The sequence below is a fragment of the Psychrobacillus syltrankelensis genome (genome assembly GCF_055454035.1).
The window spans coordinates 1-21,144 of the sequence record NZ_CM144227.1 but is presented as its reverse complement, the minus strand read 5'-3'; the positions used below and the strand labels follow the sequence as shown (position 1 = coordinate 21,144).

Below are 21,144 nucleotides of genomic sequence, written 5' to 3'. Positions count from 1 at the left end.
AATGGGCTCTATCTCTTTCTTAATTTGGATACATGTACATCTCTTAACAAGTATGACGTTACCATAAAATATGTAATCATTGTTCCACTATTCCCAATTACTGGTGAAGACAGTTTTTAGGCAATTACTACTAATAAGAGGAGGTAACATTATTTTTCCAACAAAGAGTAAAAACTTTTTAAAGTTCCTCATTATCATTATTGCATTCCAAGATGTAGCAGCAGGTGTAGCAGGATCTATTATGGCAGATTTAATTAAAGCTTTTCCTGATTTTGCACCCTCTACTGTTATGTTAATTGCAACTATTCCCGGACTATTTCAGATTGTCCCTTCCTTATTTTACGGTAAACTTTCGACTAAATTTACATCCCGTAGCCTACTATTTACTGGTCTAGTTTTATTTTTAATTGGCGGTATTATGCCATTCTTTCTAGATAATTTATTTTTAATTATTGTCTTTCGAGGAATTTTAGGGCTTGGTGTAGGGATTACATTACCATTATCAATTGACATCATTACTAGGTTCTACGAAGGTCGCGAACGAGATTTCTTGATTGGATTCGGTACATCCACGATTGCTTGTATAGGAGCAATTTTCTTCCAACTTGGTGGTGGTATGTTAGCAGATAGCTTTGGGTGGCATTATGGGTTCTTAGTTTATTTATTCCCGATCTGGATTTTAGCAATTACGTTCTTATACTTACCAGAACCAGAAAAGAAAAGTACAGTTCAAGCTTCTTTAAAAGAAACATTATTTTCTGCTCCTAAAACTGTATATGGTTATACTATAGGGCAAATTATTTACTCAATGTTTGTTTTTGGATATGTGACAAACATAGCGATTATAATCCAAACAGAAGGATTAGGAAACGCTACAGAAGCAGGGCTAGCGATTTCCTTATTCACATTTGGGACGTTAATTGTTGGTATGTTCTTCTCTAAACTACGTGCGCTCATGCCTACTCAAAACGTACCTATAGCTGTTTTATTAACTGGTGGAGGTATATTTGCATGTTATTTATCAAGTAGCTTAACGATGATTTTTATCGCTAGTTTTATTGGGGGATTAGGCTTAGGGTTAGCGCTTCCTGGAGTATTAGCACGAACATCCGAATTATCAAATGAACAAAAAGGCATTTCATTTGTTGGTTTCGTAATTGCTGCACAAGGCCTAGGCGGTTTAATAAGCCCATTTTTTTATCAAACTATTTTAAACATTACAGGCTTTGAAGGTGGACGCAGTATATTATTGACAGCATCACTTGGTTTAGTTATTTTAGCTATTGTATGGTCAATTATTTTAATAATGAGCCATTCAAAATCACGAATAAATGAGACCGGTGCTCCTGTCTTATAAGTACATCGTTAATATTAGAAGTGGTCCAGATCTGTCTAAAAAAATTACAGTTAGGTAACACTGAATATTTAGGGATATAGTTGTTATTTACACAAAAAACTAGATGACTCATGTCTTCTAGTTTTTTGATGTGGATATCCTGCTGTATAACTTATCTTTTACATATACACCGCATACCGAATGAAAAAAAGACTTAGCAAACAGCCAAGTCTTAACTATTCATAATTTCTTCTGTTCTTTTGCAAAATTTTCTTCAGACATTGCTTTTTGTTCTAATTTGTAATTTTCATTTCCTTCTTCTCCGTTACGTGCTAGGTTTTGTTCTGAGATTTTTTGTGGTGACTGGTTTAATAGTGAACTAACATTACGGTAAGTCGAATTAGTCTCGTTCCCTTTTCTACTTATTATTTTACTCAACGAATACTCTCCTACTTTCATTAAAATATGGAAGCTGTTCTATAAATGTTTTTGATTCTTGATCCCCAAACTCATGAATCAATGCATATATCTTTTTCATTTTCGTGTCGTAGTCATCGTTTTCTTTATCCAAATGATAGTATCTAATTGGAATATGCGCCCTCCAAAAGTTACTTGTTTCTGTTATAGTAAGCTGTTCAAAAAGCTTTTGAAATACAGGAATAATTTCTCTATTTGCTACTACTTCGAATTCCCAAGGGGACTCATCAGGATACGAAAATACCTTTTTATTTGTCACAGAAACATACACTTTGTTAATCGTCATTTGCACACATCCTTTTTATTAAGTATGTCTCCAAAATAAAAAAACATGCACCATATAAGCGCATGTTTTTCTCCAAATTAAGTTAGTCTCGTCCTAATTGCATTCAAATGTTGAATGGTCATTGTTTGTAAAATTAACTCATTTCAAAATGTGTACCAACCGCCAGTGGCTAGCAAGGGTACTTGTAAATAACATTAAGCTTGAATGTCTACAACTGATCCCTTATAAGGATGGGGTGCCGATACTTGAGGCATGTCCTCTAATAACCCAATAGCAGCTACGGTTTCCATGTTCATAGCATTTTTTAAGACACTCATTTGAACAGTTTGTTGTAGCTCCGATAAGTGTGAAGACATAATAGAATTAAGATCCAAATTGATCCCTCCCTTTACAAGCTTAATATCGGTTACTTTAGAAAAAGGTGAACTATTTATTTGAATCCCCCAAAAATGCATTTAGCATCCATTGGTGTTTTTCTGTTTTTTGATAAATAGCATTTAGTAGATCCTCGGTCATATCATCTTCGACCTTTGCCGCTTCATTCATCCCTTTTTTCAAAGACTTCATTATTTTCTCGAAATCTTTAACAACGGTTTCTACCATTTGATCGGCTGTTTCTTTATTGCTCGCTTCCTCTACATCTGAAAGCTCTAGATGTTCTTTTAATGTAGCAACAGGATTAGCTCCAAGTGTTAAAATACGTTCTGCTATCTCATCCATGTTTAAAGTAGCTTCGTTATATAACTCCTCAAATTTTGCATGTAACGTAAAAAAAGACGGCCCTTTTACATACCAATGAAAGTTATGTAATTTTGTGTACATGACTGACCATAGCGCTACCTGTTTGTTTAGTTCATTATTTAATGCTGTTGACATAAAGTTGACACTCTCCCATGAATTATAGTTGTTATTACTTTTCTTATACCACATATTTCAATACAATAAACATAACGATATAATGCCGGAAACCAAAGGACGCTAACTGACGAATGAAACATATAATAGTATGGATTTTTAAATTCTATCAAAAAATAATATCCCCTTTAACTCCGCCTAGTTGCCGTTTCTATCCTACTTGCTCACATTACGGTGTAGAGGCCGTTCAAAAACACGGTGCGTTAAAAGGTGGGTATTTAACAATCAAACGAATATCTAAATGTCACCCTTTTCATGAAGGTGGCCTAGATCCTGTTCCAGAAGAATGGCCTTTGAAGAAAAAATAACTTCAAAGGTTTTTTTCTTGCTTTTTTTAAAAATGTCTTGTAAGATTAAAAAGTTACAAAAACACAAAACGTAATCATTACTATTTAGGAGATGGCAAGATGAAAAAAGCACTTTTATTATTTTTAGTAATTGTACTAACATTATTTACAGCTGCTTGTGGAAATAATGCCACCACAAATGTAGCAAAACAAGAAAAAGACAATAGGATTCAGATTTATACAACCGTATATCCTTTACAATTTTTTGCCGAGCAAATTGGTGGAGATGCAGTACATGTATCATCTATCTATCCACCAGGCTCAAATGAACATTCATTTGAACCAACTCAACAAGATATGATGGCTCTTGCAGATGCAGATATGTTTTTCTACATAGGACTTGGATTAGAAGGATTTGTAGAAAATGCTAAAAAAACATTAGCAAACGAACATGTGAAGATGATTGCAACTGCTGATGCAGTTCCTAAAGACCAACTAGAAGCGAATGAACATGAAGAAGAAGCCGATGATGAGCACGACCATGAACACGGGAAAATAGACCCGCATGTTTGGATTTCTCCACTAATAAGTCAAAGTTTAGCTTTATCTATCAAAGATTCTCTTGTAGATGCTGCTCCTAACCAAAAAGAAAAGTTTGAAAAAAATTATGAAGAGTTAATTGCACAGTTAAAACAATTAGATGCAAGCTTTAAAGAAATGGCTCAAAATGCACCAAATAAAACATTTTTCGTTTCCCATGAAGCTTTCGGTTACTTAGCACATGAGTATGGTTTAGAACAAATTGCAGTTGCTGGCCTTAACTCACAAGATGAGCCTTCTCAAAAACAACTTACGAAAATTATTGATTTAGCAAAAGAAAAAGACATTAAATACATTTTGTTTGAACAAAACGTTTCATCTAAGTTAACGGAAGTTATAAAGAAAGAGATTGGTGCTAAAAGCTTAGTATTGCACAATTTAAGCGTTCTATCCAAAAATGATATCGAAAATAATGAAACATATTTCACTTTAATGAACAAAAACCTAGAAACATTAAAAACTGTATTGAAATGAATAAAAAAACGCCTCTTTTAAATTAAAAGATGGCGTTTTTCAAATTGGAGCATATCTAGATACATTTGGTTGCTCATAAATTCAATTGGTTGCTTTCATATCCAATTGGTTGCTTTCATGAGTGAATTGGTTGCTCTTATATCCAATTGGTTGCTTTCACTGGAAAATTGGTTGCTTTCACTCATTGTTTGGTCTCCCTTAGACATTTATTTCATTTCTTGCACATACTTAAATAACTCTCTACGCATAAGTTTGTTCGAGGCATTTCTCGGCAAGTGTTCCACAAAGTAATAGGAAACTGGTTGTTTATAAGAAGCCATTTCTGTTTTCATAAATGCTTTTAGCTCCTCTTCGCTTACATCGTCCTTTAATACAACAAATGCCACAGGAACTTGTCCCCATTTGTCATCATGCTTTCCAGCAACACCCGCTTCCTTTACTGCTGGATGTTTCACTAACGACTGCTCTATTTCTGCTGGATATATATTTTCCCCACCAGAAATGATCAAATCGGATCGTCGGTCCACTACAAATAAATATCCTTCCTCATCGATATATCCTATATCACCTGTATGAAGCCAACCATCTACTAAAGGATTTTTCAACTCAGCAGCACCTACATAGCCCTTTGTCACATGAGGACCCTGAATACAAATTTCCCCTATTTTCTCTTCACCATCAATACGAACATCGGCAAAGAAAAGCGGTTTACCAGCAGAGCCTAATTTTCGTATAGCATCTTCGCTTGATAAAGTAGTTGTTTGAGAAGCAGTTTCAGTCATACCGTATGTTTGTAGCACGGGAATATTTCGTTGAATTGCCCTTTCTAAATAATTTAACGGTACTGGTCCCCCACCTACCAACATCGATTGAAATGTACTCGGAAAGGATAAATTTCTTTCTTCTAGAACCGAAATTATCCTTTCCAACGTTACTGCAACGACAGACATTCTAGTAACTGTACCGCTCATAATTTCTTCTACTGCTTTTTCTGCATCAAACTTTGTATGAAGATTTATCGTCATACCATACAGAATCGAACGCATTAAAATGGAAAAGCCACTGATATGAAACAATGGAACGGTACATAACCAACAATCATTTGCTTGAACTCCCAAATTGAGTACAGAACCCATCGCATTCATCACATGATTTTCGAGTGATTGGCGAACCCCTTTTGGACTACCTGTCGTTCCTGAAGTATACATAATTGTAATCGTTCGATTTTTGGACCAGTCTTTTTCTATTTCAAATGTAGTCTGTACCGCCAATTGTATCTCTTCAAATGAAAGCTTATTTGGATACACTAAAGTTCTTTTTTCAAAAGAATCAACTAGTAAATAATCGGCTTGACTATCTTGTAATTGATAGTTCAACTCTTCCTCGGTTAAACGCTCATTTAACATAACTAACTCACAACCAAGCTGCATACATCCATGAATCGCAATGACTAATTGTGGATTCGATGATGCTAAAATGGCAATTCTCATTCCTGCCCTAATTCCTTTTGTATGTAGCTTTTCTGCAAATATATTCGCTTCATTATCCAACTGTTCAAATGTCCAAGTTTGCTCGTTAAATCTTAGGGCAGTTCGATTAGGTGTTAAACTTGCCCGTTTTACTAATAAATTTGGATACATAATAACTTGTCTCCTTTAGAGTAAAAAAGCTGCCCTATAAAAGGACAGCTTTCTCAATAATTCATTGATGCAATCATCACGGAAAACGTGGGAATTGACCGAAATCAGGTTTACGTTTTTCTTTGAATGCATCGCGACCTTCTTTTGCTTCATCTGTTGTGTAATAAAGTAGTGTAGCATCTCCTGCTAATTGTTGAAGTCCTGCTAAACCATCTGTATCAGCATTCATAGCTGCTTTCAAGAAACGAAGTGCAGTTGGGCTCATCTCAAGCATTTCCTCACACCACTGTACTGTTTCGTCTTCTAATTGTGCATATGGAACTACCGTATTGACTAAGCCCATATCAAGCGCTTGCTGTGCATCGTATTGACGGCATAAATACCAAATTTCACGCGCTTTTTTATGTCCGACTATACGTGCTAAGTAACCAGAACCATATCCAGCATCAAACGAACCAACTTTAGGTCCTGTTTGACCAAATTTAGAATTATCTGCAGCAATTGTTAAGTCACAAACAACGTGAAGTACATGTCCTCCTCCAATTGCGTAACCAGCTACCATTGCTACAACTGGTTTTGGAATTACACGAATTAATCGTTGTAAATCTAGGACATTTAGGCGAGGAATTTCATCTTCTCCAACATAACCACCATGTCCACGGACTTTTTGGTCTCCACCTGAACAGAATGCATGCTCCCCTTCACCTGTCAAAATGATGACACCTACATTTTTATCATCGCGTGCGCGAGAAAATGCATCAATCATCTCCATCACTGTTTTTGGGCGAAATGCATTTCGTACTTCCGGACGGTTTATCGTCACTTTTGCAATCCCATTATAAAATTCATACTTAATGTCTTCGTATGTATGTAAGGTTGTCCATTCACGAGTCATTTTTAGTCCTCCTTCAAAATAATATCCTCTACTATTGTAGCAAACAATTCGGGATTTTCCACATGAATTGCATGGCCTACATTATTAATTTGCATATGTTTACCTTGAGGTAAAACGTTTTTCATATTTATAGCTATGTCACAGAACTTTTGATCTAACTCGCCAGTAAGTAGAATTGTCGAAATTTCTATGTCTTTTAACTTTCCCCAATAAGAAGGTTGTATCCCTGTACTAAAACCTTTCAAACTGTTCGATAACCCCACTTCTGATCCGGCAAGTCTTTCTAACCGAATAGATTGTTGTTTTTCGAATGACAAATTTTTTTGTGAATGAAATAGAGGAATGTTCTCCCAAAAATCGATGAACGCAGAAATTCCTTCATTTAATATTCTTTCAGCAAGCAATTCATCCGCATGTTTTCTTTTAACACGCTCTTCTTCATCAGCTAAACCAGGAGAACTACTTTCTAAAACTAACTTGTCTACACCGTATTTATCGGCGTAAGCAAGCGCTAATCGTCCTCCCATTGAATAACCGACTAGCGTAAAATGATTCCATCCTAACAATTGAAATAGCGAATGTAAATCTTCTATTTGTTCATCAGCATAATACCGGGTAAAATCGGTTGGTTTTGAGGTCTGCCCATGCCCAATTAAATCAATTGTTAAAATTTCTATAGTTGGAGGAAGATAATTTACTACTTCTTCCCAAGTACTACTAGAACCAGTAAAACCATGTAAAAATACTACCTTTTTTTCAGCTCCAATATGATTTCTCTTTAAATGGATGTTGATATCGCGAACTTTTACAGTTAAACTTTCCAAATCGAATCTAACTCCTCTGAAATTGCAGCCCATAATTTTCGATGTGTTTTTGTATTAACTTCGCGATTTGTAAACACCTCAATTATCCGAATATCTTTCGATTTCCGTTCATTCAAAACAGCTTTAAATTCTTCTACCGATTGAACTGAATTATATTGCGCATTATACATAGTTGCAATATGCGAAAACTCTAGACCCGTTGGAGTACCAAATAAATGTTCAAAATAATTTGTTTCATTAGATTGAGGTAAGTAAGAGAAAATCCCTCCACCATCATTATTCATAATAACAATCGTTAAATCTGTTGGCTGAAATCTACTTATAATTAGGCCATTCATATCATGAAGAAAAGCTAAATCACCTATTAGTAAATAACCTGGCCGCTTAGTTCCCGCATGAATACCTAATGCAGTTGAAACAACCCCATCTATGCCGTTTGTTCCTCTGTTAGCATATATTTGGATATCCTTCTTTGTTTTATTGAAAAACGTATCTACATCACGAATTGGCATACTACTACTAGCAAATAGATCTACACCATCTGTTAACGTTTCAAATAAAGTCGCTGCAAGTGCTCCTTCGTCTTCTTCCCTCACTATATAAGAACGAACATGTTTCGTAGCGATACCATTCGCTCTCGACCAATCTTCTAAGTAGTTAGATGACTGTTTATCTTCGATTGGAATCCATAAAGAAGTAGTCCCCACTTGAACATGGTGTGTCACGATATGAAGAGAATCACGGAAAATAGGACTTTCATCTACTGCGATATAAACAGTTGGTTTACATGCTTTTAAAAACTGTGTAAGCGGTTTTGAAACAGGTTGTGCTCCAAAACGTACGACAAAGTTTGGAACAACAAAATCTTTAAAGCCATTTCCTTTTAATATCGCATCATACTGATCAATACATAAATGCATACAATCTTCGGGAATGGAGCTACGTAAATTAGACAAAGGATCAGCTAGAACAGGCCATTGAACCGTTTTCGCAAATTCCCAAAAACCTTCAGTTGTATGAAGTGAGTCTCCAACAATGAATAAACCTCTTTCTTCCGTTTGCAAAATACCTTTGTACCAATTAACAAACTCTTCACCTGGCACAAGTTGTCCTATTTCAGTATGACTCATTTGAAGCATCGGAGGTTGCTGCTCCATATTAATTAACAGTGGCTCACGGAATGGTACATTTATATGAACTGGCCCCATTGGCAATGCTATTGCAGTATTAATTGCACGATGGATGTGTCGTTCAATAAAAGGTAAACTTTCTTCGTTATTTTCAGGAATAGGGAAATCAACTGACCACTTAACATGCTTTCCAAACAAATGGATTTGATCAATCGCTTGAGGTGCTCCTACTTCTCGTAATTCATGTGGACGATCGGCTGTAACAACAAGCAAAGGAATACGGGCATAGTAAGCCTCTACAATCGCAGGAAAAAAATTTGCAGCTGCTGTTCCTGATGTACATAGTAAAACCACTGGCGATTTTTTGGCTTTCGCGATACCTAAAGCAAAAAATCCTGCAGATCGCTCATCTATTTGACGGTAAAAGTGAAAACCATCACTTTTTGCAAAAGCATATGCAAGAGGGGTCGATCTAGAGCCTGGACAAATAACAATATCTCTTACACCTGCTTGCTTTACTGTTTCTACAAATTGATTGACATAAGAAGTCAAATAAGAGTTATTAGTCATTCATATTTCCTCCAAGTGTACGAAGCATTGGTCGGAACTTTACGCGTGTTTCTTCAAATTCTTCCAAAGATGATGATTCCGCTACTATTCCACCGCCAGCATATAGATAAGCATGCTCTTTTTCTAACAATGCGGATCGAATACCGACCGCAAACTCGCCATCACCTTCTGTATTTATCCACCCTATAGGTGCCGCATAATAACCACGATTCATTTGTTCGGATTCTCTAATGATCGTAACTGCTTCTTCTCTAGGCACCCCACCCATTGCTGGGGTTGGATGTAGTGCTTCTATCAACTGAAAAAGTGATGCTGAATTTTTTACTTTACCACTTATTGGGGTATGCAAATGCTGGATATCTCTGATTTTTAGTAATTTAGGTCTTGAAGGTACTTTTACTTCATCGCAATATTGATTAAAGACATCATTAATCATATCCACTACATATTTATGCTCTGCTAAATTTTTGGGATCAGCTAATAAACTTTCACCAAGTGCTCTATCTTCTACTGAAGTTTCTCCACGTTTGATAGAACCCGCAATTCCTGCAGAAAGTGCCTCACCATGCTCTACTTTTACTAAACGTTCAGGTGTAGCACCAAAAAATATTTTATCATCTTTTTCTAATCCAAATAAATAACTCTCTGGTTGCTCTATGGAAGTATTATAAAGGACGCTTGAAGAAGAAAAAATGTCATCAAATGTTAATTTTAATGAACGTCCTATTACGACTTTTTTTACTTCCTTTCCACGAATTCTTTTCGTAACATTTTCTACAGCTTGTAAATATTTTTCTTTTAAACGATCTTCTCTTTCAACTAATTTGGACTTTGAATGAGTTTTAAGCTCTTTGACTTGAGCTGTGTGTATTAAGGCATCTCGTTCAATTCGAAGTTTTTCGAATGTTTCCATACTCTGCTCTTCATCTGTTATTAAATGAATACTAACAAATGCTTGTTCATTTTGAATAACTAATTGAAAAGTAGATATTGCGAAAAATGCAGATGGGAATGTATCCCACTCTGAAGAGATTTTATTGAACGGATCAAACGAAAATCCTCCAAAAAGGATGGGGGATACATCTGCTTTTTCCTTTAAGGATAACTGACACAACTCTTTCCATTTTGAAGCAATATCCTGATATCTATTTTCTTCAAGATCATTTGAAATGATATGAGCATGTCCTAATCCTACTAATGTAAAAGTTTTCTCTTTGTTTTGCCAAAAAAAACGTTTACCTTTATAGCATTCATCTCCTGCCTCAAAAAAGGCATGAGCAGATAATCTTGATACCTCTATTGTTTCTGTATAAAAACGTAATGTTGACTTCTTTTGCCCGGTGGTGTTCGGCATATATATTACCTCCGTATAAATATAACCTTTTGTATAAAAATTTCTCTAATGAAGCCCATTTCTGCTTAATAAATTCGCACAAAATTTTAGGCGTCTTTAAACTCTCAGTTGGAGTTTGTCCCCCAAACTGCTTAAGTAAAATACTCTACCTTTAATCATACATCTTTCTACAGTTTTCAGCACACATTTAGTCGCGAATATATGCTAAAATTGAGGTTGATTCTTTTAAAGGAGAGAAAAAACCTATGTCACATGAACTAGAAGCCGATACAGGCTGGCGCATTTGGTGGAAATTAACAAGACCACATACATTGACTGCTTCATTTGCTCCCGTATTTTTAGGTACAATGATAGCTCTTTACTATGCTAATATTAACTGGCTATTATTTTTCGCTTTGTTATTTGCTTGTCTTTTAATTCAAGCTGCAACAAACATGTTCAATGAATATTACGATTTTACGAGGGGACTCGATAGCGAAGAATCGGTTGGAATTGGTGGAGCAATTGTTAGAAATGGAGTTAAACCCAAAACTGTAATGCAACTAGCTCTATTACTCTATGGAATTGCTGCATTATTAGGACTGTACATTTGCTATGCAAGCTCCTGGAAGTTATTAATTGTAGGGGCGCTCTCTATGGCTGTAGGATATTTATACACTGGCGGACCCTATCCTATTGCGTATACGCCATTTGGTGAATTATTTAGCGGGTTATTTATGGGCATGTTAATCGTTTTAATTGCTACTTACATTCAAGTCGGTACCGTTCCAAACTTTGCGATATTACTTTCTGTTCCAAGTGCTCTACTTGTAGCAGGGATAATGCTATCTAATAATACAAGAGATATTGTAGAGGACAAAGAGGGCGGCAGAAAAACTATGGCCATACTTGTAGGTAGAAAAAATGCCATTACCATCTTAGCTTCTTACTTTATTATCTCTTACTTATGGATTGTTATTTTAGTAATTATGCAAGTTGTTACTCCTTGGACTTTGTTAGTCGTTCTAAGCATAAAAAAACCATTGCATGCGATCAAATTATTTAGAGAAAAAGAAAATTCAATCGAAGTAGCACCAGCAATGAAAGATACAGCACTCACAAACACGATATTTGTATTTTTACTAGGTGTTGGGTTACTTCTAGGATATTACATTTAAAATAAACAGCTAGGAAATAATTTTCCTAGCTGTTTTTCATTTTATTTGCTTGCTCATCTTCTAATCATTAAATAATGAGTAAGCTCTACCCTTAAGATCATCTTGGCTTCACAAACTTTTGAGTGCTTTGCACGAAACATTGCATAATATTGGCTTAAAGCGACCAATTATTCACGGAGAGCAACTATTTATTAGACCAAAGCAACCAATTCTCAATATAAAAAGTTTACATTTGATGAGATGACTCACATCAGCATTAGAAAAAAAGCGAATGCAACAGATCAATATAGGTTATATTGTGCTTCTCTAACAAGTGGTACTACCTATAATAAAAATTGTTTAAATACCTTAGTGAATTAATTACAAAGGGAATTACCCCAAATTAGCGTGAACCATAGGTAAAATTTCTTAAACATAAAGCTATGTTAAATTCTTATGTTGATTTGTGACCATAAGAAAACCGCCTTTGTGAAAAGGCGGTTAATTGAGCTATCGGCTCCTGTTAGCGTAATCACCTTAAGTGACAAGGTCATCTTACCGTCTGGTAAACGAGACCTATGGCTCCAGAATCAAAGGTCTTGTTTTCGATTAGCTTAAGATTGATCTTCTCCTTGAGACCTTGGAATAACGGCAATCCCTCACCGAGAAGGACGGGAGAAACCGTAATTTTAAACTCATCAATTAAATCAAGCTGCATAAGGTGGTGTGCGAACCTAGGACTGCCGAGGATGACCATATCCTTGCCTGGCTGCTGTTTGAGGTTATTGATCTCTTCCTCGACATCTTCTTTCACGAGTCTGGAATTATTCCATTCGACTTTCTCCAGAGTCTTGGAAAAAACGATTTTGGCTGTCTTTTCGATCCACTCAGCATGATTCCGCTCATGCTGTGAAGCTGATGGGTTCGAAGGCACAGATGGCCAGTAACTGTGCATCATCTGATAAGTCCCACGTCCCCAAATGACAGTGTCGGCAGTACTCAGAATTTCTTTCGCGTGTTTCTCCAAATCAGCATTGTAGGAAACCCAGCCAATGTCCATTTCACCATTCGGCCCTTCTACGAAACCGTCAAGCGATGCGTGCAGAAATAGAACGAGTTTTCTCATTTTCAGTTCTCCTTTGTTCATGAGGAATATCTACATTATACATATACATTAACTACATTTTAACATAATTCAACTTGGGTTGTTTCTTATGGATTGCTAATCCCAAACCTGCCCGAAAGCCGAAGCTTTGTGTGCGTGTCGGTACCAGTAAACAGGCACGATTCGACCAACATATTTTTCTTATTCGATTAGGTATTCTCATATTCCTTGTTGTCTATATAACGGAACCAAGCCAAATAATGTTGCAAATATTTGGTTACAACACCATTGAAGCGGTTCATCCATTTCTTCAAGCGGCTCTGATAGCTATTTACGTTTTGGATATGGTACACTCCTTTGACACGTTGTTTTCCCTCGGACTTGAATGGTAATGAGCCAAGCCCTTTGCATTCGCATAGGAGCTGAATGCCCGCAAGGAATCCGTGCAAAGTACGTTTGAATTCGATAGATGACCGCCAATCGCCTCATCTAATTACGTTGTCCGAATGCGACCACGCCCAAGAACGCCAGAGTACGTCATTTTCTGAAGGTCACGGGCAACGAGGGCACATACTTGGTCCTTGCTTATACCACGATATTTGGCTTTTCTGCCTCGTTTACGTGGCTTGCGTTCGGTGATGTTCCGCTTGGCCCTTTTCCGAGTACAGATCATCTCCGAACCGAATTGTTACCTTTATCATAAAACTTTTGTTCGTAATTATTAAATATCAACATTAAAATTTAACAAAGCCAAACATAAAAAAAAGGTAATCATATAAATGATTACCTTTTTTAAAACCTTTATGACCCCTACGGGATTCGAACCCGTGTTACCGCCGTGAAAGGGCGGTGTCTTAACCGCTTGACCAAGGGGCCAAATATATGGCGGAGAAGGAGGGATTTGAACCCTCGCGCCGGTTGCCCGACCTACACCCTTAGCAGGGGCGCCTCTTCAGCCACTTGAGTACTTCCCCATATATATGGCTCCGAAGGTAGGACTCGAACCTACGACCAATCGGTTAACAGCCGATTGCTCTACCACTGAGCTACTTCGGAATAATGGTGGGCCTAAATGGACTCGAACCATCGACCTCACGCTTATCAGGCGTGCGCTCTAACCAGCTGAGCTATAGGCCCATTATTGGAGCGGGTGAAGAGAATCGAACTCTCATCATCAGCTTGGAAGGCTGAGGTTTTACCACTAAACTACACCCGCATAAATGGTGGCTCAGGACGGAATCGAACCGCCGACACAAGGATTTTCAGTCCTTTGCTCTACCGACTGAGCTACTGAGCCTACTTCGATTTACGCTAAACGTCGCATCTCTTTTTCAGCTGTACTCGTTCAATCATTCACGTACTTGAGTACGTTCCTTCTTTCACTCGCTTGCTTCCTTGAACTGCTTGCTTATCTTAAATCTCTAAAAAATATGTACTGTTATTTATCTATTAAAACTTATAAATAAATGGCGGTCCCGACCGGGATCGAACCGGCGATCTCCTGCGTGACAGGCAGGCATGTTAACCGCTACACCACGGGACCATTTGGTTGCGGGGACAGGATTTGAACCTGTGACCTTCGGGTTATGAGCCCGACGAGCTACCGAACTGCTCCACCCCGCGACAATAATATACAATCTTTTAAATTTACTTGTTAAAGATTAAATATGCTTCCAACAACAATAGTTTTAAAATGGAGGAGGAAGAGGGATTCGAACCCCCGCGCGGTATGACCCGCCTGTCGGTTTTCAAGACCGATCCCTTCAGCCAGACTTGGGTATTCCTCCGAAATATTGTTGGTGGACCTTGCAGGACTCGAACCTGCGACCGGACGGTTATGAGCCGTCTGCTCTAACCAACTGAGCTAAAGGTCCTTAAGATGGCGGCAGAGGGAGTCGAACCCACGACCTTTCGGGTATGAACCGAATGCTCTAGCCAGCTGAGCTACGCCGCCATGATCTTTACATTTTAACATTATTATGGTGGAGCCTAGCGGGATCGAACCGCTGACCTCCTGCGTGCAAGGCAGGCGCTCTCCCAGCTGAGCTAAGGCCCCATAATTTAATAACTGGTCGGGAAGACAGGATTCGAACCTGCGACCCCTTGGTCCCAAACCAAGTGCTCTACCAAGCTGAGCTACTTCCCGTCTATATGGCGCGCCCGGCAGGAGTCGAACCCACAACCTTCTGATCCGTAGTCAGACGCTCTATCCAATTGAGCTACGGGCGCATATATTTTTCAAAAAAGTGGTGCCGAGGACCGGAATCGAACCGGTACGGTAGTCACCTACCGCAGGATTTTAAGTCCTGTGCGTCTGCCAGTTCCGCCACCCCGGCACTTAAATGAATTTATGGAGCGGAAGACGAGGTTCGAACTCGCGACCCCCACCTTGGCAAGGTGGTGTTCTACCACTGAACTACTTCCGCTCGGTTATGAAATTAATGGTGCGGGTGAAGGGAGTCGAACCCCCACGCCTTGCGGCGCTAGATCCTAAGTCTAGTGCGTCTGCCAGTTCCGCCACACCCGCATAGATAATTCACTTAAAAAGTGATGAGCCATGTAGGATTCGAACCTACGACCCTCTGATTAAAAGTCAGATGCTCTACCAACTGAGCTAATGGCTCGGAATTAATGGTGCCGGAGAAAGGACTTGAACCCTCAACCTACTGATTACAAGTCAGTTGCTCTACCAGTTGAGCTACTCCGGCAAGAATAGAAAGTATGGTGGAGGATGACGGGCTCGAACCGCCGACCCTCTGCTTGTAAGGCAGATGCTCTCCCAGCTGAGCTAATCCTCCTGGGTAAAATTACGATAAGTAGAACATTTCTGTATCAACTTAATTTAATAACTTTATGTATTTATTGCAAGCCCAGCGATGTCCTACTCTCACAGGGGGAAACCCCCAACTACCATCGGCGCTGAAGAACTTAACTTCCGTGTTCGATATGGGAACGGGTGTGACCTCTTCGCCATCATCACTAGACTTGAATAATTATTGAAAGACAAGTTTTATTATAACAACTCTGTAGAATATTACAAGAGTTTTTTTAAAAAAATTATTCTTTCAAAACTGGATAAAAGACATTGATGAATACAAATTCTATTTGGTTAAGTCCTCGATCGATTAGTATTCGTCAGCTGCACGTGTCGCCACGCTTCCACCCCGAACCTATCTACCTCATCGTCTTTGAGGGATCTTACTTACTTGCGTAATGGGAAATCTCATCTTGAGGGGGGCTTCGTGCTTAGATGCTTTCAGCACTTATCCCGTCCACACATAGCTACCCAGCGATGCTCTTGGCAGAACAACTGGTACACCAGCGGTGTGTCCATCCCGGTCCTCTCGTACTAAGGACAGCTCCTCTCAAATTTCCTACGCCCACGACGGATAGGGACCGAACTGTCTCACGACGTTCTGAACCCAGCTCGCGTACCGCTTTAATGGGCGAACAGCCCAACCCTTGGGACCGACTACAGCCCCAGGATGCGATGAGCCGACATCGAGGTGCCAAACCTCCCCGTCGATGTGGACTCTTGGGGAGATAAGCCTGTTATCCCCGGGGTAGCTTTTATCCGTTGAGCGATGGCCCTTCCATGCGGAACCACCGGATCACTAAGCCCGTCTTTCGACCCTGCTCGACTTGTAGGTCTCGCAGTCAAGCTCCCTTCTGCCTTTACACTCTTCGAATGATTTCCAACCATTCTGAGGGAACCTTTGGGCGCCTCCGTTACACTTTAGGAGGCGACCGCCCCAGTCAAACTACCCGCCTGACACTGTCTCCTACCCGGGTTACGGGTATGGGTTAGAATTTCAATACAACCAGGGCAGTATCCCACCGACGCCTCCTCCGAAGCTGGCGCTCCGGGCTCTAAGGCTCCTGCCTATCCTGTACAAGTTGCACCAAAATTCAATATCAAGCTATAGTAAAGCTCCACGGGGTCTTTCCGTCCTGTCGCGGGTAACCTGCATCTTCACAGGTACTATAATTTCACCGAGTCTCTCGTTGAGACAGTGCCCAGATCGTTACGCCTTTCGTGCGGGTCGGAACTTACCCGACAAGGAATTTCGCTACCTTAGGACCGTTATAGTTACGGCCGCCGTTTACTGGGGCTTCAATTCGCACCTTCGCTTGCGCTAAGCACTCCTCTTAACCTTCCAGCACCGGGCAGGCGTCAGCCCCTATACTTCACCTTACGGTTTTGCAGAGACCTGTGTTTTTGCTAAACAGTCGCCTGGGCCTATTCACTGCGGCTCTTCTAGGCTATACACCCAAAAGAGCACCCCTTCTCCCGAAGTTACGGGGTCATTTTGCCGAGTTCCTTAACGAGAGTTCTCTCGCTCACCTTAGGATTCTCTCCTCGACTACCTGTGTCGGTTTGCGGTACGGGCACCTATCACCTCGCTAGAGGCTTTTCTTGGCAGTGTGAAATCAGGAACTTCGGACTAAGTCCTCGCCATCACAGCTCAATGTTACAGAGTGCGGATTTGCCTACACTCACACCTTACTGCTTGGACGTGCATAACCAACAGCACGCTTACCCTATCCTTCTGCGTCCCCCCATTACTCAAACGGTGGTTTGGTGGTACAGGAATATCAACCTGTTGTCCATCGTCTACGCCTATCGGCCTCGACTTAGGTCCCGACTAACCCTGAGCGGACGAGCCTTCCTCAGGAAACCTTAGTCATACGGTGGATGGGATTCTCACCCATCTTTCGCTACTCATACCGGCATTCTCACTTCTAAGCGCTCCACCAGTCCTTCCGGTCTGACTTCAACGCCCTTAGAACGCTCTCCTACCACTGATACCATAGGTATCAATCCACAGCTTCGGTGATTTGTTTAGCCCCGATACATTTTCGGCGCAGCGTCACTCGACCAGTGAGCTATTACGCACTCTTTAAATGATGGCTGCTTCTAAGCCAACATCCTGGTTGTCTAAGCAACGCCACATCCTTTTCCACTTAACAAATACTTTGGGACCTTAGCTGGTGGTCTGGGCTGTTTCCCTCTTGACTACGGATCTTATCACTCGCAGTCTGACTCCCAAACATAAATCATTGGCATTCGGAGTTTGTCTGAATTCGGTAACCCGGGATGGGCCCCTAGTCCAAACAGTGCTCTACCTCCAAGATTCTAACGTTTGAGGCTAGCCCTAAAGCTATTTCGGAGAGAACCAGCTATCTCCAGGTTCGATTGGAATTTCTCCGCTACCCACACCTCATCCCCGCACTTTTCAACGTGCGTGGGTTCGGACCTCCAGTAAGTGTTACCTTACCTTCATCCTGGACATGGGTAGATCACCTGGTTTCGGGTCTACGACCACATACTCATTCGCCCTATTCAGACTCGCTTTCGCTGCGGCTCCGTCTTCTCAACTTAACCTTGCATGTAATCGTAACTCGCCGGTTCATTCTACAAAAGGCACGCCATCACCCATTAACGGGCTCTGACTACTTGTAGGCACACGGTTTCAGGATCTATTTCACTCCCCTTCCGGGGTGCTTTTCACCTTTCCCTCACGGTACTGGTTCACTATCGGTCACTAGGTAGTATTTAGCCTTGGGAGATGGTCCTCCCAGATTCCGACGGAATTTCACGTGTTCCGCCGTACTCAGGATACACTCAAGAGAGAATGAACTTTTGACTACGGGGCTTTTACCCTATCCTGCGGACCTTTCCAGATCGCTTCGTCTAGCTCATTCCTTTGTAACTCTATATAGAGTGTCCTACAACCCCAAGAGGCAAGCCTCTTGGTTTGGGCTCTTCCCGTTTCGCTCGCCGCTACTCAGGGAATCGATTTTTCTTTCTCTTCCTCCAGGTACTTAGATGTTTCAGTTCCCTGGGTTTGCCACAGATGCGCTATGTATTCACGCAAATGTACTGCTCCATTACGAACAGTGGGTTTCCCCATTCGGAAATCTCCGGATCAAAGCTCACTTACAGCTCCCCGAAGCATATCGGTGTTAGTGCCGTCCTTCTTCGGCTCCTAGTGCCAAGGCATTCACCGTGCGCCCTTATTAACTTAACCTAATTCGGCTTCCAATACACTGCGCATTGCGTTGTCAACTTCAGTCGTTCGGGCAGTTACGTACGTAAGTACGTTCCTTTCCTCTCTCCTTCGTTTCCTAGCACTGCTTGTGTCTTGAAACCCTCAAAAATAGTAGTTAAAAGTACTACACAAAAAATAATCACAAATGTGATTACAAATTGAATTTCTTGAATTTGTTTCTTTCAATGTCGTTTTATCCAGTTTTCAAAGAACAAGAGTTGAATCTGTTGAATCTTCATATAAAATGAACATTCAAAACTGAACTGCAAAACGTTAAGATACAGATAAAAATCTGTATTCCGATATTATCCTTAGAAAGGAGGTGATCCAGCCGCACCTTCCGATACGGCTACCTTGTTACGACTTCACCCCAATCATCTGTCCCACCTTCGGCGGCTGGCTCCCGTAAGGGTTACCCCACCGACTTCGGGTGTTACAAACTCTCGTGGTGTGACGGGCGGTGTGTACAAGGCCCGGGAACGTATTCACCGTGGCATGCTGATCCACGATTACTAGCGATTCCGGCTTCATGTAGGCGAGTTGCAGCCTACAATCCGAACTGAGAACGGTTTTATGGGATTAGCTCACCCTCGCGGGGTTGCGACCCTCTGTACCGTCCATTGTAGCACGTGTGTAGCCCAGGTCATAAGGGGCATGATGATTTGACGTCATCCCCACCTTCCTCCGGTTTATCACCGGCAGTCACCTTAGAGTGCCCAACTAAATGCTGGCAACTAAGATCAAGGGTTGCGCTCGTTGCGGGACTTAACCCAACATCTCACGACACGAGCTGACGACAACCATGCACCACCTGTCACCGCTGTCCCCGAAGGGAAAGATCTATCTCTAGAACGGTCAGCGGGATGTCAAGACCTGGTAAGGTTCTTCGCGTTGCTTCGAATTAAACCACATGCTCCACCGCTTGTGCGGGCCCCCGTCAATTCCTTTGAGTTTCAGTCTTGCGACCGTACTCCCCAGGCGGAGTGCTTAATGCGTTAGCTGCAGCACTAAGGGGCGGAAACCCCCTAACACTTAGCACTCATCGTTTACGGCGTGGACTACCAGGGTATCTAATCCTGTTTGCTCCCCACGCTTTCGCGCCTCAGCGTCAGTTACAGACCAGAAAGCCGCCTTCGCCACTGGTGTTCCTCCAAATCTCTACGCATTTCACCGCTACACTTGGATTTCCGCTTTCCTCTTCTGTACTCAAGTCCCCCAGTTTCCAATGACCTTCCACGGTTGAGCCGTGGGATTTCACATCAGACTTAAAGGACCGCCTGCGCGCGCTTTACGCCCAATAATTCCGGACAACGCTTGCCACCTACGTATTACCGCGGCTGCTGGCACGTAGTTAGCCGTGGCTTTCTAATGAGGTACCGTCAAGGTACGAGCAGTTACTCTCGTACTTGTTCTTCCCTCACAACAGAGTTTTACGATCCGAAAACCTTCTTCACTCACGCGGCATTGCTCCATCAGACTTTCGTCCATTGTGGAAGATTCCCTACTGCTGCCTCCCGTAGGAGTCTGGGCCGTGTCTCAGTCCCAGTGTGGCCGATCACCCTCTCAGGTCGGCTACGCATCGTCGCCTTGGTGAGCCGTTACCTCACCAACTAGCTAATGCGCCGCGGGCCCATCCTGTAGTGACAGCCGAGACCGTCTTTTAACATTTCCACATGTGAGGAAATGGATTATTCGGTATTAGCCCCGGTTTCCCGGAGTTATCCCAATCTACAGGGCAGGTTGCCCACGTGTTACTCACCCGTCCGCCGCTAAATCAGAAGAAGCAAGCTTCTTCATCATTCGCTCGACTTGCATGTATTAGGCATGCCGCCAGCGTTCGTCCTGAGCCAGGATCAAACTCTCCATAATAGAGAACTTAAAAAGCTCACTTGCACACGAAGTGCTGGCATCGACGTCACCGCACGGATGTGGCGCTTTTAGTCGATGTACTTACTTGCTGGCATCATCATTAAATGATGTCATTTTTGTTTTGCTATCAAACTAACAAGTTAGTCTTTCAAGCTGTATGTCTTAACGTTTTGCATGTTCAGTTTTCAATGTT

The 21,144-nt window shown here is 41.0% G+C and carries 14 protein-coding genes, 20 tRNA genes, 3 rRNA genes and 1 pseudogene; 4 read left to right on the top strand and 34 right to left on the bottom strand.

The annotated features are described in order from the left end of the window. Window positions 1-103 precede the first annotated feature (103 nt). Complete coding sequence (locus ACTSKG_RS00190) at window positions 104-1,357, top strand: MFS transporter (RefSeq protein WP_464757933.1); 1,254 nt, start codon at window positions 104-106, stop codon at window positions 1,355-1,357. A 219-nt stretch (window positions 1,358-1,576) separates the two neighbouring features. Here ACTSKG_RS00190 and ACTSKG_RS00185 read toward each other — a convergent pair whose 3' ends face one another. The 4 genes from ACTSKG_RS00185 to ACTSKG_RS00170 all read right to left on the bottom strand — a co-directional run bounded on the left by ACTSKG_RS00185 (window position 1,577) and on the right by ACTSKG_RS00170 (window position 2,975). Then, on the bottom strand, window positions 1,577-1,774 hold the full coding sequence (locus ACTSKG_RS00185; RefSeq protein ID WP_464756155.1) for a hypothetical protein: 198 nt from the start codon (window positions 1,772-1,774) through the stop codon (window positions 1,577-1,579). Further along, window positions 1,767-2,099: a transposase gene (locus ACTSKG_RS00180; RefSeq protein ID WP_464756154.1), complete on the bottom strand. Its 333-nt coding sequence runs from the start codon at window positions 2,097-2,099 to the stop codon at window positions 1,767-1,769. The genes ACTSKG_RS00185 and ACTSKG_RS00180 overlap by 8 nt, the downstream gene beginning before the upstream one ends. A gap of 194 nt (window positions 2,100-2,293) precedes the next feature. Beyond that, window positions 2,294-2,473: a YjfB family protein gene (locus ACTSKG_RS00175; protein ID WP_464756153.1), complete on the bottom strand. Its 180-nt coding sequence runs from the start codon at window positions 2,471-2,473 to the stop codon at window positions 2,294-2,296. Window positions 2,474-2,525: 52 nt separating this feature from the next. Further along, on the bottom strand, window positions 2,526-2,975 hold the full coding sequence (locus ACTSKG_RS00170; protein WP_464756152.1) for a Dps family protein: 450 nt from the start codon (window positions 2,973-2,975) through the stop codon (window positions 2,526-2,528). 113 nt (window positions 2,976-3,088) lie between these two features. Here ACTSKG_RS00170 and yidD point away from each other — a divergent pair, with 113 nt between their 5' ends. Both yidD and ACTSKG_RS00160 read left to right on the top strand, forming a co-directional pair. After that, entirely contained in the window at window positions 3,089-3,322 is a 234-nt protein-coding gene (yidD, locus tag ACTSKG_RS00165) for a membrane protein insertion efficiency factor YidD (RefSeq protein WP_464756151.1), read from the top strand. A 99-nt stretch (window positions 3,323-3,421) separates the two neighbouring features. Further along, window positions 3,422-4,375, top strand: coding sequence for a metal ABC transporter solute-binding protein, Zn/Mn family (locus tag ACTSKG_RS00160; RefSeq protein ID WP_464756150.1), 954 nt, complete (start codon window positions 3,422-3,424; stop codon window positions 4,373-4,375). A 206-nt stretch (window positions 4,376-4,581) separates the two neighbouring features. Here ACTSKG_RS00160 and ACTSKG_RS00155 read toward each other — a convergent pair whose 3' ends face one another. The 5 genes from ACTSKG_RS00155 to ACTSKG_RS00135 form a co-directional block, all read right to left on the bottom strand. Then, on the bottom strand, window positions 4,582-6,015 hold the full coding sequence (locus tag ACTSKG_RS00155) for an o-succinylbenzoate--CoA ligase (RefSeq protein ID WP_464756149.1): 1,434 nt from the start codon (window positions 6,013-6,015) through the stop codon (window positions 4,582-4,584). 76 nt (window positions 6,016-6,091) lie between these two features. Continuing rightward, window positions 6,092-6,910 carry a 1,4-dihydroxy-2-naphthoyl-CoA synthase gene (menB, locus tag ACTSKG_RS00150; RefSeq protein WP_464756148.1) on the bottom strand — a complete coding sequence of 273 codons (819 nt, stop codon included), beginning with the start codon at window positions 6,908-6,910 and terminating at the stop codon, window positions 6,092-6,094. A 2-nt stretch (window positions 6,911-6,912) separates the two neighbouring features. After that, window positions 6,913-7,734, bottom strand: coding sequence for a 2-succinyl-6-hydroxy-2,4-cyclohexadiene-1-carboxylate synthase (menH, locus tag ACTSKG_RS00145; RefSeq protein WP_464756147.1), 822 nt, complete (start codon window positions 7,732-7,734; stop codon window positions 6,913-6,915). Continuing rightward, window positions 7,722-9,434 (bottom strand): 2-succinyl-5-enolpyruvyl-6-hydroxy-3-cyclohexene-1-carboxylic-acid synthase, encoded by a 1,713-nt coding sequence (gene menD, locus ACTSKG_RS00140; RefSeq protein ID WP_464756146.1) that lies wholly within the window; start codon window positions 9,432-9,434, stop codon window positions 7,722-7,724. Before menD ends, menH begins: the two co-directional genes overlap by 13 nt. Continuing rightward, window positions 9,427-10,788, bottom strand: a complete 1,362-nt coding sequence (locus tag ACTSKG_RS00135) for an isochorismate synthase (protein ID WP_464756145.1) — start codon at window positions 10,786-10,788, stop codon at window positions 9,427-9,429. The genes menD and ACTSKG_RS00135 overlap by 8 nt, the downstream gene beginning before the upstream one ends. Window positions 10,789-11,033: 245 nt before the next feature. On the opposite strand from ACTSKG_RS00135, the gene ACTSKG_RS00130 reads away from it, so the two are divergent. Beyond that, window positions 11,034-11,945 carry a 1,4-dihydroxy-2-naphthoate polyprenyltransferase gene (locus tag ACTSKG_RS00130; RefSeq protein WP_464756144.1) on the top strand — a complete coding sequence of 304 codons (912 nt, stop codon included), beginning with the start codon at window positions 11,034-11,036 and terminating at the stop codon, window positions 11,943-11,945. 529 nt (window positions 11,946-12,474) lie between these two features. Here ACTSKG_RS00130 and ACTSKG_RS00125 read toward each other — a convergent pair. The 25 genes and pseudogenes from ACTSKG_RS00125 to ACTSKG_RS00005 all read right to left on the bottom strand — a co-directional run bounded on the left by ACTSKG_RS00125 (window position 12,475) and on the right by ACTSKG_RS00005 (window position 20,951). Next, on the bottom strand, window positions 12,475-13,050 hold the full coding sequence (locus tag ACTSKG_RS00125; RefSeq protein ID WP_464756143.1) for a dihydrofolate reductase family protein: 576 nt from the start codon (window positions 13,048-13,050) through the stop codon (window positions 12,475-12,477). Window positions 13,051-13,136: 86 nt separating this feature from the next. After that, a pseudogene (locus ACTSKG_RS00120) lies at window positions 13,137-13,697 on the bottom strand (IS1595 family transposase); the annotation flags it as partial. Between the two features lie 136 nt (window positions 13,698-13,833). Beyond that, window positions 13,834-13,905, bottom strand: a tRNA-Glu gene (locus ACTSKG_RS00115). A 7-nt stretch (window positions 13,906-13,912) separates the two neighbouring features. Beyond that, window positions 13,913-14,003: transfer RNA gene (locus ACTSKG_RS00110), tRNA-Ser, on the bottom strand. A 7-nt stretch (window positions 14,004-14,010) separates the two neighbouring features. Further along, a tRNA-Asn gene (locus ACTSKG_RS00105) sits at window positions 14,011-14,085 on the bottom strand. A 4-nt stretch (window positions 14,086-14,089) separates the two neighbouring features. Beyond that, window positions 14,090-14,166 (bottom strand) — tRNA-Ile (locus ACTSKG_RS00100). Between the two features lie 5 nt (window positions 14,167-14,171). Beyond that, window positions 14,172-14,245: transfer RNA gene (locus ACTSKG_RS00095), tRNA-Gly, on the bottom strand. 5 nt (window positions 14,246-14,250) lie between these two features. Further along, window positions 14,251-14,326: transfer RNA gene (locus ACTSKG_RS00090), tRNA-Phe, on the bottom strand. A 170-nt stretch (window positions 14,327-14,496) separates the two neighbouring features. Continuing rightward, window positions 14,497-14,572 (bottom strand) — tRNA-Asp (locus tag ACTSKG_RS00085). A 3-nt stretch (window positions 14,573-14,575) separates the two neighbouring features. Then, window positions 14,576-14,652 (bottom strand) — tRNA-Met (locus tag ACTSKG_RS00080). 71 nt (window positions 14,653-14,723) lie between these two features. Then, window positions 14,724-14,816 (bottom strand) — tRNA-Ser (locus ACTSKG_RS00075). 10 nt (window positions 14,817-14,826) lie between these two features. Continuing rightward, window positions 14,827-14,903, bottom strand: a tRNA-Ile gene (locus tag ACTSKG_RS00070). A 6-nt stretch (window positions 14,904-14,909) separates the two neighbouring features. Continuing rightward, window positions 14,910-14,983 (bottom strand) — tRNA-Met (locus ACTSKG_RS00065). A gap of 26 nt (window positions 14,984-15,009) precedes the next feature. Beyond that, window positions 15,010-15,085 (bottom strand) — tRNA-Ala (locus ACTSKG_RS00060). A gap of 13 nt (window positions 15,086-15,098) precedes the next feature. After that, a tRNA-Pro gene (locus ACTSKG_RS00055) sits at window positions 15,099-15,175 on the bottom strand. A 6-nt stretch (window positions 15,176-15,181) separates the two neighbouring features. Then, window positions 15,182-15,258: transfer RNA gene (locus ACTSKG_RS00050), tRNA-Arg, on the bottom strand. Window positions 15,259-15,276: 18 nt separating this feature from the next. Then, window positions 15,277-15,365, bottom strand: a tRNA-Leu gene (locus tag ACTSKG_RS00045). 15 nt (window positions 15,366-15,380) lie between these two features. Beyond that, a tRNA-Gly gene (locus ACTSKG_RS00040) sits at window positions 15,381-15,455 on the bottom strand. A gap of 16 nt (window positions 15,456-15,471) precedes the next feature. Continuing rightward, window positions 15,472-15,556 (bottom strand) — tRNA-Leu (locus ACTSKG_RS00035). Window positions 15,557-15,580: 24 nt separating this feature from the next. Then, window positions 15,581-15,653 (bottom strand) — tRNA-Lys (locus tag ACTSKG_RS00030). A gap of 8 nt (window positions 15,654-15,661) precedes the next feature. After that, window positions 15,662-15,737 (bottom strand) — tRNA-Thr (locus ACTSKG_RS00025). A gap of 14 nt (window positions 15,738-15,751) precedes the next feature. Further along, window positions 15,752-15,827, bottom strand: a tRNA-Val gene (locus ACTSKG_RS00020). A 70-nt stretch (window positions 15,828-15,897) separates the two neighbouring features. Continuing rightward, window positions 15,898-16,013, bottom strand: a 5S ribosomal RNA gene (gene rrf / locus ACTSKG_RS00015). A gap of 121 nt (window positions 16,014-16,134) precedes the next feature. Next, window positions 16,135-19,061, bottom strand: a 23S ribosomal RNA gene (locus ACTSKG_RS00010). A 336-nt stretch (window positions 19,062-19,397) separates the two neighbouring features. Continuing rightward, window positions 19,398-20,951: ribosomal RNA gene (locus tag ACTSKG_RS00005) — 16S ribosomal RNA — on the bottom strand. Together the 16S, 23S and 5S rRNA genes with 20 tRNA genes alongside form the textbook arrangement of a ribosomal RNA operon. Between the last annotated feature and the right edge of the window lie 193 nt (window positions 20,952-21,144).